The sequence below is a fragment of the Pectobacterium peruviense genome, from assembly GCF_002847345.1.
In the GTDB taxonomy this organism is placed as follows: Bacteria; Pseudomonadota; Gammaproteobacteria; order Enterobacterales; family Enterobacteriaceae; genus Pectobacterium; species Pectobacterium peruviense.
On sequence record NZ_LXFV01000032.1, the window covers coordinates 1 to 18,537 of the forward strand.

The 18,537-nt window shown below is 51.8% G+C and carries 17 protein-coding genes; 3 read left to right on the plus strand and 14 right to left on the minus strand.

Annotated elements, in window-relative coordinates:
• Positions 1-30: 30 nt before the first annotated feature.
• From fsa to A0G03_RS18765, 4 genes are read right to left on the minus strand one after another with little or no spacing between them, the layout of a single operon-like run.
• A complete protein-coding gene (gene fsa, locus A0G03_RS18750; protein ID WP_048262267.1) occupies positions 31-696 on the minus strand; it encodes a fructose-6-phosphate aldolase in 666 nt (221 codons plus the stop codon).
• 52 nt (positions 697-748) lie between these two features.
• A complete protein-coding gene (locus tag A0G03_RS18755) occupies positions 749-2,008 on the minus strand; it encodes a PTS ascorbate transporter subunit IIC (RefSeq protein WP_048262265.1) in 1,260 nt (419 codons plus the stop codon).
• Positions 2,009-2,023: 15 nt separating this feature from the next.
• Positions 2,024-2,311, minus strand: a complete 288-nt coding sequence (locus A0G03_RS18760; protein WP_048262262.1) for a PTS sugar transporter subunit IIB — start codon at positions 2,309-2,311, stop codon at positions 2,024-2,026.
• A 22-nt stretch (positions 2,312-2,333) separates the two neighbouring features.
• The gene (locus A0G03_RS18765) at positions 2,334-2,777 is read right to left on the minus strand and encodes a PTS sugar transporter subunit IIA (protein WP_048262260.1); all 444 of its coding nucleotides are present in this window, start codon (positions 2,775-2,777) and stop codon (positions 2,334-2,336) included.
• A 305-nt stretch (positions 2,778-3,082) separates the two neighbouring features.
• Here A0G03_RS18765 and A0G03_RS18770 point away from each other — a divergent pair, with 305 nt between their 5' ends.
• The gene (locus A0G03_RS18770; RefSeq protein ID WP_048262258.1) at positions 3,083-4,273 is read left to right on the plus strand and encodes a LacI family DNA-binding transcriptional regulator; all 1,191 of its coding nucleotides are present in this window, start codon (positions 3,083-3,085) and stop codon (positions 4,271-4,273) included.
• Between the two features lie 158 nt (positions 4,274-4,431).
• On the opposite strand, the gene A0G03_RS18775 is transcribed toward A0G03_RS18770, so the two are convergent.
• From A0G03_RS18775 to A0G03_RS18825, 10 genes are all read right to left on the minus strand, one after another.
• A complete protein-coding gene (locus tag A0G03_RS18775) occupies positions 4,432-4,758 on the minus strand; it encodes a DMT family transporter (protein ID WP_048262256.1) in 327 nt (108 codons plus the stop codon).
• A gap of 17 nt (positions 4,759-4,775) precedes the next feature.
• On the minus strand, positions 4,776-5,192 hold the full coding sequence (locus tag A0G03_RS18780) for a DMT family transporter (protein WP_048262254.1): 417 nt from the start codon (positions 5,190-5,192) through the stop codon (positions 4,776-4,778).
• Between the two features lie 254 nt (positions 5,193-5,446).
• Positions 5,447-6,397 carry a choline TMA-lyase-activating enzyme gene (cutD, locus tag A0G03_RS18785; RefSeq protein WP_048262252.1) on the minus strand — a complete coding sequence of 317 codons (951 nt, stop codon included), beginning with the start codon at positions 6,395-6,397 and terminating at the stop codon, positions 5,447-5,449.
• Between the two features lie 86 nt (positions 6,398-6,483).
• The gene (cutC, locus tag A0G03_RS18790) at positions 6,484-8,988 is read right to left on the minus strand and encodes a choline trimethylamine-lyase (protein WP_048262249.1); all 2,505 of its coding nucleotides are present in this window, start codon (positions 8,986-8,988) and stop codon (positions 6,484-6,486) included.
• Between the two features lie 548 nt (positions 8,989-9,536).
• Positions 9,537-10,226 carry an SDR family NAD(P)-dependent oxidoreductase gene (locus tag A0G03_RS18795; RefSeq protein ID WP_048262247.1) on the minus strand — a complete coding sequence of 230 codons (690 nt, stop codon included), beginning with the start codon at positions 10,224-10,226 and terminating at the stop codon, positions 9,537-9,539.
• Positions 10,227-10,376: 150 nt separating this feature from the next.
• On the minus strand, positions 10,377-10,844 hold the full coding sequence (locus A0G03_RS18805; RefSeq protein WP_040032668.1) for a NanQ anomerase/TabA/YiaL family protein: 468 nt from the start codon (positions 10,842-10,844) through the stop codon (positions 10,377-10,379).
• 278 nt (positions 10,845-11,122) lie between these two features.
• Positions 11,123-12,310, minus strand: a complete 1,188-nt coding sequence (locus tag A0G03_RS18810) for a sialidase family protein (RefSeq protein WP_048262245.1) — start codon at positions 12,308-12,310, stop codon at positions 11,123-11,125.
• Positions 12,311-12,313: 3 nt separating this feature from the next.
• A complete protein-coding gene (locus tag A0G03_RS18815; RefSeq protein WP_048262243.1) occupies positions 12,314-13,729 on the minus strand; it encodes a sodium:solute symporter family protein in 1,416 nt (471 codons plus the stop codon).
• Positions 13,730-13,766: 37 nt separating this feature from the next.
• The gene (locus A0G03_RS18820) at positions 13,767-14,651 is read right to left on the minus strand and encodes a dihydrodipicolinate synthase family protein (protein WP_014916605.1); all 885 of its coding nucleotides are present in this window, start codon (positions 14,649-14,651) and stop codon (positions 13,767-13,769) included.
• 67 nt (positions 14,652-14,718) lie between these two features.
• On the minus strand, positions 14,719-15,855 hold the full coding sequence (locus tag A0G03_RS18825) for an iron-containing alcohol dehydrogenase (RefSeq protein ID WP_048262241.1): 1,137 nt from the start codon (positions 15,853-15,855) through the stop codon (positions 14,719-14,721).
• Positions 15,856-16,090: 235 nt separating this feature from the next.
• Between A0G03_RS18825 and dtnK the strand changes: the two genes are divergently transcribed.
• Positions 16,091-17,419 (plus strand): D-threonate kinase, encoded by a 1,329-nt coding sequence (gene dtnK / locus A0G03_RS18830; RefSeq protein WP_048262239.1) that lies wholly within the window; start codon positions 16,091-16,093, stop codon positions 17,417-17,419.
• Positions 17,412-18,392: a D-threonate 4-phosphate dehydrogenase gene (locus A0G03_RS18835; protein ID WP_048262237.1), complete on the plus strand. Its 981-nt coding sequence runs from the start codon at positions 17,412-17,414 to the stop codon at positions 18,390-18,392. Before dtnK ends, A0G03_RS18835 begins: the two co-directional genes overlap by 8 nt.
• The last annotated feature ends 145 nt before the right edge of the window (positions 18,393-18,537 follow it).

The window sequence follows — 18,537 nt, forward strand, 5'->3', positions numbered from 1 at the left end:
ACCCGCCAGACGGATGGTGTTTTCCATCAGTCAGCCAAGATTGGCATGACCGAAGCGTGCCTGCCAGTCATGATCGAAGCGGTTAAGTGCATCGTCAACCGCAGGATCTTGCAGGAACAGCTCGGCAACGGCTGGGTCAACCGTAATAGCCCGACACCCAGCTAGCAGGCAGTCCAATACCTGACGCGGCGTGCGAAAGCTGGCTGCCAGTACCTGAGTCTGCGGGCTGTGCAGGTTAATCAGGGTTTGCAGTTCTTTCACTAGCGCAATCCCGTCGCCACCTTGTGCATCAATGCGATTGACGTAAGGGGCGATATAGCGAGCGCCCGCCAGTGCGGCATAAAACCCTTGTCCTGCACCGTACACCGCGGTGCCGAGCGTAGGAATATCCAATTCCGTCAACTGCTTAATGGCACGTAAGCCTGCATGTGTTACCGGCACTTTGACGACCAGAGAAGGAATCATCTCTCTGAGCTTTAATGCCTCTTCCACCATCACGTCAGGATCGCGTGACATCACCTGAGCAAACAGCTGTCCTTCTGCGCCGATAACGGCCTGCATGTCTCGCAGCACGCTATAAATATCGGATTTTCCGCGTGCGACAATGCTCGGATTGGTGGTCACGCCTTTAATCGGTAACACGCTAGCGAGTCGTTCCACTGCGGCTACATCAGCCGTATCTAAATAGAATTCCATCATTTTCTCCGTACTGAAATCGGTGTTTCGGATGACATCAATACTGTGGCGCTTAGCGCACAATAATGCCCAGCAGAATACCCACCGCGCCGAAATCGGAATCACTGAACGTGGTGTTTGCCAGCCCGATACTGCCCAACACTGGCAGCAGGAAAACAGGCATGAAAGTAATCAGCAACCCGTTGGTAAAGGAGCCTAAAATTGCGCCGCGACGCCCGCCGGTAGCGTTACCGAAAACCCCAGCTGCCGCGCCAACAAAGAAGTGCGGAACCACCCCGGGAATGATCACCGTCATACCCAGAAGGTAGAGCAGCACCATACCGATCACCCCTGCGGCAAAGCTGCTCAGGAAGCCAACCAGAACGGCATTCGGCGCATAAGGGAAGACGACAGGGCAATCCAATGCTGGTTTAGCGTTGGGGACGAGTTTGTCCGAAATGCCTTTAAACGCGGGCACGATTTCCGCAATTACCATACGCACGCCTTGCAGCACGATATACACGCCAGCGGCAAAGGTAATGGATTGGATCAGCGAAAACATGAACCAGTTTTTCCCACCTGCGTTCATCGTTTTCACCGCTTCGGGGCCAGCAAACAGGCAGGTGAAAATGAAGATGAAAAACATGGTAAAGGCGATGGCGACTGGCGTATCACGCAGGAATAGCAGGCTCTTCGGTACTTCCATGTCCTCTGTTGATTTCTCTTTATTACCAAACTTGCTACCAATAAACGCCGACAGCAGCTGTGATATCGCAGAGAAGTGACCAAAGGCAACGTCATCCGATCCCGTTACTTTCTTCATGTACGGGTGAATAATGGCAGGGAACAGCACCATCGATACCCCAACCACCAGCGACCCAACGGTAATCAGCAACACCCCTTTCATACCCGCTGTCGCCAGAATCACGGCAACCATCATCGACATAAACAGCGTGTGGTGCCCAGTCAGGAAAATGTATTTCCACGGCGTAAAGCGTGCGATCGCGATATTAATGACCATCGCGAAGAACATGATCATCGCCATCTCGGTGCCGAAGTTCTTCTGGGCGACGGCGACAATGGCTTCATTGTTAGGCACCACACCGGCGATACCGAACGCATGGTGGAAAATCGCGGCGAAATCCCCTAGTGAAGATACGATCAGGCTCGCGCCTGCGCCGAGGATCAGGAAACCCATTACGGTTTTCACGGTTCCTTTGATGCATTCCGTGGCGGGCTTTTTCTGGGCAATCAGACCGATAAGTGCAATCAAACCAACCAGTATTGACGGTTCAGACAGCACATCACTCATTAAAAAACGGAAGAATTCCATTTTTGCTCCTCTCGCTTATAAGGCGCCAAGTTCTGTCAGGGCGATCGACAGGCGTTCTTTCATCGCCACTTTGTCGATCATGTTATTCAGGGACACGATTTTTCCCCCTACCGCCTGTGCGACAAGCTGATCGGCAATGTCTTTGGTTCCGACAAAAATGTCGCTATCCGTTCCTTTCGCCGAACCTAGGTCCACGTGATCCACGTCTGCAGCCACGCCGAGCTCTTTAATGATGTTTTTAATGCTGATTTCCATCATCAGGCTGGTACCCAGGCCGTTACCGCATACGACTGTAATTTTCATAATCTGTGTCCTCTGGTGGCGATTAATAACGAGAAATAACGGAAAGCACCTGTTCTATCTCCGTCGCGTTAATTAACGCGGCGACGTCATCAGGCGTGTCGAACAACTGAGCAAGCTGTGAAATAATATCGATATGGCTATTGCTGTCCGTGGCGGCCAGAACAATCAGCAAATGCACGGGGTCGTTACCGTCAGAATGGAAAACTACGCCGTCACGAATCAGCGTCAGGCTGACGCTGAGTTTGTTCACGCCGTCTTCCGGGCGAGCATGCGGCATGGCAATTCCTGGGCCGACAACATAGTAAGGGCCGATGGCCTCATGAGAGCGGTAGATCGCCTCAATGTAGGTGGGCTCAATCGAGCCATTATCTAATAATGGCTTACAGGACAACGCGATAGCATGACGCCAGTCGTCGCAGGCAGGTAAGATTTGAACAACGTCTGGTGTTAGTAAAGTGTTAAGCATTAGAGTCACCTCTGTATCATTCTGAACGCAGGATAGTGTGCCAGCTTCGAAAATAATGTGATTAACATCTAAAAAGATAGCGCTAACTGATATGTCTATCATTAACTGTGACCGGCTTAGCACAAGCGGGGCTAAGACGTGTTCCCCGCGTGCAGACGGAGGCACACTGTGGGTGGCACGGCATGAGTGATGCAGTCACCGGAACGGTGTGGTGTCTGTACATGAACTGAAGGCAATGAATTAACAGGTTTTTATCGCGGCTGTGCGCTGAGAAAAATGACGAATGGAATGGAGAGGAAGTGAGCATGCGTAAGCGTCGTAGTACCGGTAAGGTTACGCTACAGGATGTCGCCGACTACGCGGGCGTAGGGACGATGACGGTGTCGCGTGTGATGCGCAAGCCCGATCTGGTCTCTGAGAAGTTACGCAGTAAAGTGGAGCTGGCCGCCAGAACATTAGGCTATGAGCCCAATCAAGAGGCTAGTTTGCTCACCGAGAGCGCTAACCGCGTAACGCTACAGGACATTGCGAACCATGCGGGTGTCGGCGCAATGACGGTGTCCCGTGCATTAAAGGAGCCGGGGCTAGTCTCTGATGCCACGCAGAAGAAAATCGACAATGCGATAAAAACACTGGGTTATGTACCGAATCGCGCGGCCGGTGCGTTGGCATCCGCCTATCAGCCGACGATTGCGGTGCTTTATCCTTTTCAGCAAGATCGCGCCAGCGTTCGTTTTGTTCAAGCGTTACAGCAGACGGTTGGTAAACATAACATTTCGTTGATCATGGGCTGCCATGAATATCGTCAGCACACTGAAGCGGGAATGGTTGAAAAGCTCTTGCAGCAGCGGCCAGCGGCACTGGTGTTATTCAGTGCGCAGCTTTCACAACGTACCCAGGATCTCATACAGGCCAGTAACGTCATTACGGTGAATGTTTCCGGTGCTGCCGCACTGAGCACGAATATCAATATTGATATCGCCCTTGCCGACGCAGCGGAGCAGTTAACCCTTTCGCTGCTGGATAAGGGATATCGTCACGTTGCCTATATCGGTGCGCACACGGATAACCGACTGCAAAAACAACAGTTGAATGGCTGGAACAAAGCCATGCTGGCGCATTATCACAATGCGGATTTGAAGATTACGATCCCGGAAGCCCCCAGCCTACAGTTTGGCCGCTATGCCATGACGGAACTGCTACAAAATCAGCCGGAACTGGACGCCATTATCTGTAGCCATGAAGAAATCTCGCTGGGCGCGCTTTTTGAATGCCAGCGTCGTCTAATGAAAGTCCCTTACGATCTGGCGATTGCCTGTCTGGATGGTTCTGAGCAATGCGAACACACGTTCCCAGCACTGACCGCGATGCGGTTGGATTACGAAAAGCTGGGTGCGGAGGTTGGACGTCTGGTATTAGCCATGATGGATAACGACGATCACCCACCGGTACTGGAAACAGTAAAATTCATCTTTGAACCCCGCGCCAGTAGCTAATCAGGGATATAAAGTCGAATGGCTACTCCGCCAATGCGTTAGAGCCGCACGCAGCCGGGGGAGATGTATATACCCCGGCTTTGAGTTCGTGCTAAGAAAACGATGTCTGTCGATTGATGAGTGAATGGACGGCGGTAATAGGAAGCGTATCGGATATATTACATGTTTGAATATAGGTTCATAATAATACCGCCGCTGATAATGAGTGCCATTGAAAATACAGCGGGCAAATCAGGTTTTTGTTTATAGAGCAGCATTGAAATAAATGTTACGCCGATAATGCCAAAGCCGCACCATAACGAATAGGCAATCCCCACGGGTAGATAGCCCATCGCACGTGTTAACGAAAAATAGCAAAGACAGTAAGCGAGAATAACGATAATGGAAGGCGTACGTTTTTTAAATCCATCGGTTTTTTTTATCATCGATGTGCCAGTAATTTCCGAACCAATCGAAAGCGCCAACCATAAGAATCCGTTGAACATGATGAATATCCTTGTATTTAATGAATAATTTTTGTCTCTAATGGCTGAACTTGGTCACTGCTGTCCAATTTTTCAGGCGGTTCATCCACGCCCATTTTAGAAAAGAGATTCATGATCGTTATGCCTGTAGCAATAACGACCATTCCAACGATTGCTGGGATGTCAGGATGTTGACCATAAAAGATAATACTGAGCGTCGAAACCAATAAAATACCCGTACCAGACCAGGTTGCGTAGGCTAACCCCACAGGAAGATGTTTTACGGCTTTTGAGAGTGAATAATAACAAACACAGTACAGCAGAATAATAACGGCCAATAACGCGAATTTTGTCATCCCCTGGCTATTATCAAACATTTTTAACGTGGAGGTGGCAGACGTTTCTGACAAGATGACCAATAACATCCACAGCCATGACTGCTTTCTGAGTGACATAGTATTGCTCCTGATTTATCTGCTGTTAAGAATACGTGGTCTATACCCGTCATACTTCAAGTTACATGTGCGTTGGCTATGCTACTCGGCACACTTACGTGTGTCTCGCCCCGTTGGGGCCGCTGCCAGCAGCGTTCAAACCTGCCTCCGGCAGATTTGTCACTCACCCGAATCACTTACTTGAGTAAGCTCATCGGGATTCCCTCTCTTGCCGCCTGCCTGAAACTCGAATTATTTAGGGTCTAGTTTTCTCTTTAATGACGAACCAGCCGAATGTCGAAATCAAACTCGTCAAAGAAAGCGTCCAAACGATTTAACTCTTCCTCGTTGTAACTGGGATCCGTTTTTATTGGATAAAGCATGCCGAGTCTTTCGTACTTTTTGCGGCCTAGTTGGTGGTAGGGCAGGATGTCGATGCGTCTGACATTACCGCGCTTCGCTAGCTTTTTTACGTACTGAATCGCGCCCGTGATGGCGTCATACGAATCGTTGTATCCGCGAACTAACGGCATACGAATAACGATATTGGCGCCCAATTCGACCAGATGTTCCAGATTACGCCGTATGTTCTCATTTCCTATGCCAAGCAGCGCCTTATGCCGATTCGTGTCGATATGTTTAAGATCGAAGAGAAACATATCCGTTACCGCTGCCAGTTGGTCAAAGTGGGATATTGACGTTGTCCCCTGTGTTTCTACTGCGGTATTGATCATCTTTTGTTTGCACGCCTGAAGAAGCGCAACCGCAAAATCCGTTTGCAGACTCACCTCTCCGCCGCTGAGCGTCACGCCGCCGCCGGAAGACTCATAAAAGCTGTAGTCCTGCATGATGACAGCCATCAATTCTGTGACAGTCATGTCTTGTCCTACGATGTCGAGGGCATTGGAGGGACATGCCGCCTCGCATTTTCGGCAGCCTGTGCACTGAACAGTGCGATCGATATGATGAAATCGCGAGCCACATTCATCCGCGATCAGCGTATGGATACCGCGGGGACACGTCTCGGCACATTTGCCGCAGTGCAGGCACTTATCAGGGGAGAACAGGATTTGGTAAGCGCGACGTATTCCCTCTGGATTGGCGCACCAAGGGCAACGGATATTGCAGCCCTTCATAAAGATCAGCGTACGAACGCCATCCCCATCGTAGATCGAATACTTCTGAATATTGAATATTCGACCTGTGATTTCTTTTGCTGATTCCATCTCACTCTCCACATGTCATCCCGCCTGCGGCAAGATAAACATCCTTGTTCAAGGTGTGCGCCTTATTCATGTTCGCTGCTGGTGGTTCAGAATTTCTCAATCATGGTGCGGCTAATGATTTCATCCTGAACCTCTTTGCATAGTTCAACGAAGTACGCGCTGTAACCCGCCACGCGGACGATTAAATCGCGGTATTTTTCTGGGGTTTGCTGTGCTTTTCTCAGCACCTCATCGTCAACATAGCTGAATTGCATCTGACCATTGCCCAGAATGGAGGATGTTCTCAGCAGGGTGATCAGCCCGTTGCGACCTTCTGGCGTGTCCAGCATGCCTTTAAGGAATTTGAAGTTATGCACCATGCCTATATTCATGCTTTCCACATTCATTCTGCTGACCGATTTGATGCTTGCCGTCGGCCCTTTTTTGTCGGCCCCTTGGGTTGGGCTGATTCCATCGGAGAGCGGCGTCCACGCCAGACGCCCGTTTGCGCTGGCTGCGGTCAATGCGCCGATCGGCGTATTGTTGGAGATAGATAAGGTGCCGTGGCTAAAGGTGGAATAAAGCATTTTGTATTGGCGGCATTCGCGTTCTGTCCATTCGGTGATATCGCGCGCGAGCTGGTCAACGGCGTTGTCGTCATTACCGAATTTCGGCGCATTCAGGCAGTCTCTGTGCAGCATTTCATCGCCTGAAAAGTTAGCCAGTAGAGCGTCACGCATCTGCTCCAGTGTGTATTTATGCTCCTCATAAACGAGTTTCCGAATGGCCATCATGGAATCGACGTAGGTGGCTAATCCAGAGAATATGAGTCCAGGTCCATGATTGATTAATGCCCCACCGGCAGCCACGTCTTGACCTTTTTCCATACAGCCTTCGACCAGCAGCGACATCAGTGGCTTAGGGGCGATATCGCGATGTACGCGCTGACTAATCACGGTGCCAATTGCCGACAGGCGGATAATGTGCGCGATCTGCGTTTTCACTGCGCGATCAAACGCTTCAAAAGTCTCCAACGTACTCAATTCGCCAGTGTCCAACCCCTGAACGCGATCGAACCGAATCATACGGCCACGGTTTAAGACAAACTCGATAGCGATCGGCCACTGGGTGTAGCCCGTGGAGGTCCACTGATAAATGCGACCCGACTTTTGCGGTTCTACACAGCCCATCAGGCAGTAATCGCGCGCATCGTCAAAATCGAAGCCTTTGCGCAGCATCATCTTGATATGGGAATCATCGAAGTGACATGCCGGAAAACCCATGCCGGATTTGACCACATCGATAATTTTTTCCATGTACTCGTGCGGCGATTGATTATGAATCCGGCAGGCGAGTGAAGGCTGATACACTTTCACAAAACGCACCGCATCCATGATCAGGTAGGTCAGATCGTTACAGGCATCACCCCCGCTACGCTTCTGTCCGCCTACCGTCAGGTTGATGAATGGCTGATAGCCAGCGAAATACTTCGCGCCGCTTTCGCTCGACATCCACATCAGTTCCGCGCATTTCAGAATGAACATCTGTAGCAGTTCCAGCGCCTGTTCGCGCGTCTGGCGACCAGACTGAATGTCGGCTTCATACATCGGGTAGCAGTATTGATCGACGCGTCCTAACGAGATACCGGTTTGGTTTTCTTCAATTTCAAACAAAGACTCCAGCGTCCAAATACTTTGTAGGGCTTCCTGCAACGTTTTGGGAGGATTGGCAGGTACGTTCTCGTTTACGTCGGCAATCAGCAGCAGTTCAGCACGCCGTAAGGCATCGTTTTCCTGTGCCGCCTGTTCACGTGCCTGTGCTGCGATGCGGTTGGCATAGGCCATGACGCCATCGCAGGTTTCAATCGCCGCCTTATAGAAATAGATACGATCGATATGAGCTGGGTCTTCCATACCGAGTTCAGCAAGTTTTGCTTGCGCATCGGCTTTGATGCCCTTCATCCCTTTAGTAAAGAGCAGCACGTCGTAACCTGGGCAGGTATCGCCGCCGCCGTTGATTTGGTGATAAGAGAGATCGCTGACGAAGGTTTCTCCGCTGAATTCCCAGAGGCCAGCTTCACGATATTGTGCTTCGCACACTTCATCCAGCGAGCGACCTTGCCAAAACGGTACGATCTCATCACGGATGATTTTTTTATCTTCTTCTGAAATCTGAAACGGGTCTTGAGGGCGCGTGCTCATGGTGTCCAGTTCGTCTCGTACCCAGCGCCAGGCAATATCGGGAGAGAATGCCCCCGCTCGCGGTTTACCGCAGGGATGCCCGACGATCAACTCCTCATCCTGAATCAGGATCGGGGCAGTTTCGCAGGCTCTACGGAAGGATTTCGCACGTAGCAGAATCGGTGGCAATCCGGGGTTGTTTTTCGCGACTTCGGTAAAGGCTAATGCGCGATAAATAGAGACGCTGGGACGCGCCTCCAAATAGCGCGCGCGCAGGCGCTGCATACGTGGCGTAAGCATTTCTTGCTGCGCTACTTTTTCATCTGCGGAGGATTTTTTACTGCCATCCTGTCTGGCCATTTTTTCGGTATTCACGATGCTGTTACCGAGTGAGAAATGGTTTGTGTCTGGCGCTAACGTGTCATTATCCATACGAAAGTCTCCGACTGTTATTTTTCTGATTCAATAAAGGGTAATAAGGGGATTCCGTGTGCAATATTCGAAATATGGAATAAGTAGGGAATGTAATCCTGAATGTTACTGTATTTATTAATAGAGGTTTTTATGATGTCGATGGTCCTCTGCTCTATAAAATAGAGCAATGATTGTTATATTAAACTGCTATTCCATCTTGTTATTAAATTAATCCTAATTATATGGGGATTTTTTTGTTTATTAATTGACGCTGTTTTTTAATAATTGTTTTTAGGTGTTCAAGATAGTGTAGTCATCATTTTAATGTTGATGGAAATATCGATGTTGGTAAGTTGATTAAGATCAAAATATTCTTTTTATTATTTTTGTTTTTTTTATTGCCATTTCTTTGTTAATTATTTCGAGTGCATGTTTTTGTCATGAATAAAAAGGGAGGTTATATACTCTACATAATTCTAATTGCAGGAGAGCGATAAGATAGGGGAGATAATTCAGGCCAATCTACGCTTAAGATAATTGGCCTGGAGTTGAAGAGAAATATAGTGCTATAGCGATGCGCCACCGCACATCACCAGTTGCTGGCCGGTAATGGCTGCGGCAGAAGGGGAGAGCAGGTAACCTACCAGATCGGCCACTTCCTGTGGTTGGATGAAGCGCCCAATCGGTGGCAGCTTCGGAGGAGAGCTCTGGCGACCCGGCATCGTCAGCATCGGGGTTTCTGTTGCGCCCGGGGCGACGATATTTACCGTTATACCGCGCGGAGCCAGTTCCGCTGCCCAGCTTCTTGCCATGCCGATCATCGCGGATTTTGTCGTGACGTACTGGCTGCGTCCCGCTGAACCGCTGGACGTGCGGCTACCCAGCAGCACGATTCTGCCACCTTGCGGCAGCTTATCGACCAGACGGTCGGCAAGTACCTGCGCCGCGTTGATATGCAATCGCCACAGCGTTTCACCGTCCTCTAGCGAAAGCTGGCCGAGCGGGGCGGCTTTCATGATGCCCGCGGCATGGATGATGGCATCAACCTGCACAATTTCGTCCAGAATGGCCGTCAGCGCGGGCGTATCCATGATATCCACCGCGCGGTGGGTAAAGTGTGGATGTGAATAGTCACCCGGCTTGCGTGACAGGCCGGTTACCCGCCAGCCTTCCGCCAGTAATTTTTGTGTGATGGCGGCACCGATCCCTGAGCTGCTACCAGTAATCAGGGCGTGTTTAGGGGCTGTCGCTGACATGCAATGTCTCCTTAATACCCGTCATACTTCAAGCTGCATGTGCGTTGGCTTCTCTTACTCACCCCAGTCACTTACTTATGTAAGCTCCTGGGGATTCGCGCGGTTGCCGCCTTCCTGCAACTCGAATTATTTAGGGTATAACTGTTCTAATCACAACAACGTGACTGGGATTTTAAACACGGCTTTTTTGACTGGTGCAGGGCTGTCGTTAATGGCGCACAACGCCTGATGAGCTTCTCCTGGATAGAAGGTGACGAAGTCGCCTGCCCGCAGATGGATCTGATGTGGCACCTGTGGGTTATCCAGAATATAGAGATCTGGCTTACGTTCAGTCGCGGGCTGACCATGCACATCATTCAGACCGTAACCGATAATCTCCTCACCTTCCAGAATCAGTTGAATATCGAGATAGTTGCTGTGGAATTCGGTATGTCGTGTGGCGCGCGGCGCGGTATTTACAGTACCGATGTTATAAAACCATTCGGCACCTTCTGGCTGATAACGGCCTTCTGGCAACGCATTCAATTCAGCCAACGACATGCCCGGTGCAGACAGAATGGCCCACAGTGCATCGGGCAGCGTGGCGAGTTTGAGGGCGTTGAGGTTTCCTGCAATCATAATAGTGTCCTGAAGATAGCGAGAGAGACCCCCCTCGCTGACAAGGTGCATCGAGCGGTGATAATGGGTAGATCGTAAAGACGCTGCAAGTACGTCCCTGTAAGCTCGAGCCGCGCAGATAGGAATCTCATCCTTGAGATTCCCCCTTTCAGGGCCGTCGCAAGCGACGTTCAAAAACGTTCCTGACGTTTTTGTCCTTGGCGCGGACGCTTTACTCTTCTATCCCATTATCACCGTTTTCGTTTTGCAAATAGTTTTGCCAAGGGGCTGAGCTCGGTTTAGTTCGCCTTGACCCACTCTTCACTCACCACGACGTGCTTGATCGCCTGACGGAAGTAGGTGAATGCCACGTGCAGTTTACCGTCCGGCGCTTGCTTGACGCTGGGGTAAGAGAACTCGCGGTTCAGCTTCTCCGTTGAGTTATTGGTCATACAGTAACCGTCACCCACTTCGATATTGCGCTGCCACGGCCAGCTCTTACCACCGTCTTCCGAAATGGCGAGCGTCATCGGTGCGCGCGGTGCGCCCCAAAAAGCGCTACGACCACCGGCTTGCACTTCCGGCATTTTGGCACCGCTGGCTTTGTCTTCTTCATCCTCGATTTCATCGTACAGCGACAGGCGGCGATCGGTGGCATCGGCGGCGCTCATGTGGTTGAACACCAGTGCCAGATGGCCGTTTTTCAGCGTAGTCACCTGAATAGACGAGTTGTTGTTCGGCAAGTCGGTTGCTACCGGATCTGACCAGGTTTTACCGCCATCCGTTGAACGGCTTTGGTAGATGAAATCAGCCCAGCGGCTGCGGTACAGCGCCAATAGGGAGCCGTCCAGCAACGGGGTGATGTTCATGTGCACACAGCCTGTGCTGTTTGGCACCGGATATTCCTGCCAGGTTTTACCCTGATCGCTGGAGATTTTCACGGCGCTGTCATCATCGTTACCGACCCATTTCTCACCCGGCTGAACGCGGCAGTAGAACACGGGCAGCAGCCAGTCGCCGTTTTCCAGTACGGTGATGGGCTGGCGGATGAACGTGCCCGGCTGATCGAGCAGCGTGCCGATCTCGCCCCAAGTGATACCTAAATCGGTGGACTGGCGGTAGCGCACAATCGCCGTGTCTTGATTACCGGATTTCTGCGCGGTGTACAGCAGCCACAGCACGTTATCCGGCGCGAGGAACAGAACCGGGTTCTGCTCAGAGCGCGTGGCATCCTCAGACAGCTTAGCGGCTTTACTCCAGCTATCGCTGCCTTTCACAAGACGGGACATATAGATAGAGATATCCGCAATCCCTTCTTGTGTGCCACCGAACCAAACGCACAGCACATCGCCGTTCGGCAGATGGAGCAGGTTGGCCGCATGATTCTGCGGACATTCCGATGGAATGTAGGCATCCAGACGCGCGGCATCGCCTTCTGCGTGATGAACTTTTCCGCTACGTTCCACAGTAATGGTTTCGCTACTCATGACTCAGGCTCCTGATTTATTTTCAGTTTGAGAAATTTTGATTTTGGTCGCTTTGTTCGGAATCATGCGGTCGATCAGCATGACGACAGCTGGGGTAACCAATGCGACATACATGTTATCGATGCCATATGGGTTGCCGAGAATATACCAAACAGAGGTAACTACGCAGGCTGATATCAGGCTGGCGTTTGCACCGCGTGCGCTGTTGAAAAACGGCAGATAGAACGCAATCACGGCAACCACGGAAATCGACAGACGAATGGCACGGGTGAAGAACGACAGCTTCAGAATTTCAGGAACGAACAGAACGAAAACGAGCGGCGCGAAACCTACGACAAGCGAGAGGATCCGGGTCATTTTCATTTCTTTTTCTGGCGTTGGTTTCCAGTAAGGAACGTAGAAGTCCTTGATCAGCAGGGAAACGATAGCCAGTGCCACCATACTCACGCTGATGAAGATAGACGCGACCAGTGATGTCGTGACCAGACCGGCGAGCCATGGGTTCATGTCTTGCAGGAAGACCGGCATCGCGTACAGACTGTTGATTTCAGGGTGGGCAAACTTCGCTGCGACACCGATGACCGCGATAGCCAGTGCAATCGGCATACAGAAGAAGAAGGCAACCCAGGTCGCGCGTTTCGCACTAGCGGCATCTTTGGTTGACGAAATAGCCTGAATCACGAACTGCGTACAGAAGATAGAACCGATGGTACCGATCAGCCAGGCGAAGATAGTGCTGGCACCGAGTTTCCCATCCCACGTCCAGTAGTAATCCGGCATTTGTTCAATCATCGGCTTGAAGCCGCCGGTCATTTTTAACGCCACAAACAGAATGATCATCACCCCCACGTATTTCACGGCGCTGTGGATCAACGTGATGTAGGCTGTCCCCTTCAGGCCACCGAAGTAGTAGTAGAAGGTACTGACGATAGCAGTGATCACGGCGGCGACAGGCAGGGAGACTTTCAACACGGTGGCGATGGCTGCCGCGCCGCTGACGTAGTTGCCCACGTTAACCAGCAACAGCGCATAGATCATGATGATCGAGATAATATTTTTAGTGCTGGTACCGTATTTCTCGGCAATCGCGCCGGAGATGGTAATTTTCCCGGTGTTATAAATCTTCTTCACCAGAATGATACCAAACAGCGGGAAACCAATGGCGGCGCCAATCACCGACCATGATGCAGCAAAGCCGTTCTCAAAGGCAGACTGCGCCGTACCGATGGTGGATTTGGCACCGATGAATTCTGTCATCAGCAGGATACCGACGATAAACGCCGGTAGCGCGCGTGAGCCTTCCATGAACTCGGCGTTCGATTTACTGCGGAGTTTGTAGGTTAACCATGAGGTGAATGCGATATAAAATACAATCATCCCAACGATTATGAGGGTATCAGTTAAGTTAAAATGGTTCATATCTTCTCGGCCTTAAGTGGAAATTGAAATTTCTCTGTTACTGCGAGAATTGACTAAGTATGTTGCGGATGTTGTCTTCATCCTGTGCGGAAAACTGGATCGGATAGCGGCTGACGCCGACATCTTCACCCATGATTGCCAGCGCTTTCTTCACCACAGCCGGTGAGAACGCGATGGCGTACAGTGTCTTACGCAATTCGGCAACCTGTTCTTGTGCCTGACGCGAGCCTTCAATGTCACCTGCATGGAAACGATGCCAAATCTGGCTGATCGGTTCCGGTGCCACGTTAGCCAGCCCGGAAATACAGGCGGAGCAGCCGTCAACAAAGCCCTGGTGAATGAGCGAGTCTGGGCCATTCAGTACGTTAAAACCCTGCACACCTTTCACCGCTTGCACATAACCGCTCAGGCTTTCATAGCTGCCTGCGCTGTCTTTGATGCCGATGATGTTCGGGTGATCCGCCAGCGTGCGGACCGTTTCCGGTGCCAGCGTATTCCCCGTGCGTGCAGGAATGTTGTAGAGAAACACCGGCACAGTCAGCGCATCGGCGACGGCGGTGTAGTGGGCGATCAGCTCTTCCTGTTTTAGTGGAATGAAATACGGGGTGATGACAGAAACGGCATCGACACCCAGCGCGGCGATACGCTTGCCGAGCTTGATGGTTTCCCGCGTGGAGATTTCACCGATGTGGCCGACAACCGGCACTTTTCCGGCAACTTCATCAACGCAGGTTTCCGTGACGGCGACTTTCTCATCGGTGTGCAGAACGAAAAACTCACCGTTGGTGCCGTTACAGAAAATACCGTTGCCATAGCGCATCTGGCGCTGAACCTGAAGACGCATAGCAGCGGGGTTAAATTCGCCCTGGTTATCAAACGGCGTGACGATGGCGGTCAGGACGCCGGTAATGTTCTTACTCATTGTTCTTCCTCGTGACACGTAATCAAAAAGGTGAAAACTTAAAATCGTTCTATTCAACACCGCGCTGTTAAAACAGAGTCAGGTATACCTCACGCACATCGTCGGCACTGACCTGCGTCGGCACATTTTTCATCAGGCGCTGAACCTGTAACGCAGCATCGACCAGATAGGGCAGGTGATCTTTTTCCACGCCAAGCTGCTGTAAGGTGTTGGGCAGATTGAGTCGTTTGACCAACTCGCTGAAATAGGTCACCAGCGCCTGCGCTTTTTCCGCGGTACTGAGCGTCAGATCGGCATCCGGCAGCAGGTCATACGCCTGAGCGAATTTGTCCTGTGCGGCGCCCTGCACAAAACGCATGCAAGGGGCGAGCAGGATGGCATTCGCTACGCCGTGTGGAATGTGGTATTTGCCGCCTAGCGGGTAAGACATGGCGTGAACCAGATGTGTACCGGAGTGGGCAATGGCGGCACCGCCGTAATAGGACGCCCACAGCATATTCAGTTTGGCTTCCAGATTGCCCGGTTCGCGCACCGACGTTTCAAGGTTGGCAAACAGCTTCTTCAGGCCAATCAGCGCGTAGTTGTCGCTGACCGGGTTGGCAATCATCGAGGTAAAACACTCGATCAGGTGGCAGAGCGCATCGATACCGGTTGAAGCCGCAATATGTGGTGGCATGCTGATGGTCAGTTCTGGCACCAGCGCAACATAGTCCGGCAGCATCACTGGCGTAATAATACCGACCTTGGTCTCTTTTTCCGGGATCGCCAGAATCGCATTCGGCGTGGCTTCTGAGCCGGTTCCTGCGGTGGTCGGGATAAGCAGAGATGTCGTGCGGCGAGTTGGCTTTTCTCCTGCCAGCAGGTTATCCAGCGTGACGGTTTCATCGCCTGCGCACAGCACGGAAAGCAGTTTGGCAACGTCCAATACGCTGCCGCCGCCCACGCCGATGACCAGATCGGTCTGGGTTTGGGTGAGCTGACTCAATATCTGGGCAACGTCGTGCTGGCTTGGCTCGGCAGGAACATTATCAACCAGCAGAACCTGCGGAACGGCTTGCTTAACTTGTGCGATCAGCGCCTGAACGTCAGGTAGTCCAACGATGTTTTTGTCGGTGACAAATAAAACGTGCTGTTTCCCTGTCAACAGGTGACTAATGTCCTGAAGTACCCGGTAACCGCTGAGGATAGTGCTATTGATATTCATGCTTATTACCTTGCCTTTTCTCTTCTTCGCCAGAGCGTTATCGCGATGATAATGGTTGCGATGGTGATTACTTTCAGTCAAATGGATCGGTTTTAGTCACTGCTAAACGCCATTTGCCACATCGTGGTGATAATTTATAGGTGAAATTCCTTTTAAATAATTTGATATTGCTCACATATAATCAAATGTGATTCAATATAATCATTATCAGGTAATCATGAACCGGGGATGAGGTATGCCAAACGTGCAGCAATCAGCAGAACAGGTATTAGTGGTCGCTGATGACTTTACGGGTGCCAATGATGCGGGCGTCGGTCTGGCTCAGCATGGCGCGCGAGTTAGCGTTGTATTTGACGTTAATAAACTGCATGCGGATTTACTGGGCGATGCGGTGGTCATCAACACCGACAGCCGTGCGGCGCGTGATGACGTGGCGTCCCAACGCACCGCAGAAGCGGTAGCCGCCTGGCAGGCAGCGGGTGGACAAGGCTGGATTATTAAGAAGATTGACTCGACGCTGCGTGGGAACCTGGGGGCGGAAGTCGCTGCTGCGTTGTCGGCGGCAGCAGTACCTGCCGCGCTGATTGCCGCTGCGTCGCCGACGCTGGGGCGTGTTACCCGACAAGGTGAAGTTTGGGTTAATGGTCGTCTGCTTACTGATACGGAATTTGCCAGCGATCCAAAAACGCCGGTAGCCTCGGCCTCTATCGCTGCCCGTCTGGCGGAGCAAACGGCTTTACCGGTAGCGGAGATACACCTTGATGAGGTGCGTCAGGCCAATTTAGCCCACCGTTTGCAGCAGTTGGCGGACGAGGGCGTACGCCTGATTATTCTTGATACCGACGTACAGGACGATCTGACACATATCGTTAATGCCGCCAGAACATTACCGTTTCGCCCCTTGCTGGTCGGCTCGGCTGGCCTGAGTGAAGCGCTGGCGACCGCGCAGGATTTTACGCGCAACACCGAAAAGCCACTGCTGGCTGTCGTCGGGTCGATGAGCGATATTGCTCAAAAACAGATTGCAGCCGCCAAACTGCGCAGTGATGTCGCGCTGGTTGAGATCGACATTAATGCGCTCTTTTCACCCGATTCATCCACCGTCATGGCGTCCCAGTGTCGGGAAGCGGTGAAGGCGCTGACGAACGGCCACCATTGCATCATTCGTACCTGTCACAACGAAAATCAGCGCTTCGAGATCGATGCGCGGTGCCAGCAGCTCGGCCTTAGCCGACAGCAGCTTGGCGAAACGATCAGCCACTATCTGGGGGAACTTACGCGCAGCATTGTTCAGGCGCTAGACGGCCTGACGGAGGACAGTGCTAACCGACGTCTGCCGGGTGGGCTGTATTTATCCGGTGGTGACATTGCGATTGCCGTGGCAACGGCACTGGGTGCTACCGGCTTTCAGATTAAGGGGCAAATCGCATCCTGCGTGCCCTGGGGATACCTGCTGAACAGCGTTGTCGGCACGACCCCTGTGATGACTAAAGCGGGGGGTTTTGGCAACGAAACTACTTTGCTCGACGTTTTACGTTTTATTGAGGAGAAGGTCAGTGAGTAAAATTATTGCGGTAACGATGGGTGATCCGGCAGGGATTGGACCGGAAATTATTATCAAATCTCTGGCCGAAGGCGAGCTGTCCGGCGCATCTGCTGTGGTGGTGGGCTGCGTACAGACGATGCGACGTATTCTGGCGCTGAATGTGGCACCAGCTGTAGAGCTGAAAATCATTGATAAACCGGCTGACGCGGTATTCGCGCCAGGCGTAATCAACATGATTGATGAGCCGCTGGAAGATCCGCAGGCGCTGAAGCCGGGTGTCGTTCAGGCTCAGGCGGGTGATTTGGCTTACCGCTGCATCAAGAAAGCGACCGCGCTGGCGATGGCGGGTGAAGTCCACGCGATTGCGACCGCACCGCTGAATAAAGAAGCGCTGCACTCGGCAGGTCATCTTTATCCGGGCCACACCGAACTGCTGGCGAAGCTGACCAACAGCCGCGACTATGCGATGGTGCTGTATACCGATAAGTTGAAGGTTATCCATGTTTCAACGCACATCGCGCTGCGTAAATTCCTGGATACGCTGAACCGCGATCGCGTGGAAACGGTGATCGAAATGGCGGATGTTTTCCTCAAACGCGTCGGTTTTACCCACCCGCGTATCGCCGTTGCCGGGGTTAACCCGCATGCGGGCGAGAATGGCCTGTTTGGTGATGAAGAGATCAAGATCGTGTCGCCGTCGGTTGAAGCGATGAAGGCCAAAGGCATTGATGTTTATGGCCCATGTCCGCCGGATACCGTCTATTTACAGGCGTATGAAGGCCAGTACGACATGGTGGTGGCGATGTATCACGATCAGGGTCACATTCCGCTCAAGCTGCTGGGCTTCTATGATGGTGTGAACATCACCGCCGGGCTGCCGTTTATCCGCACGTCCGCTGACCACGGCACGGCGTTTGACATCGCCTGGACAGGTAAAGCGAAGTGCGAAAGCATGGCGATCTCTATCCAGCTCGCGATGCAACTGGCCTGATTGGCGGTGATGACTGCTGCTGTCAGCACGGTTTTGTAAGCGAATAAAACGCGATACAGTGCGCATTGCAGGATATCTTCCTTCCCGCGATTGGGAAGGTTTCTGGTATCCTGCAACCAAGAACTAACCGCTTGAGATAGCTTAA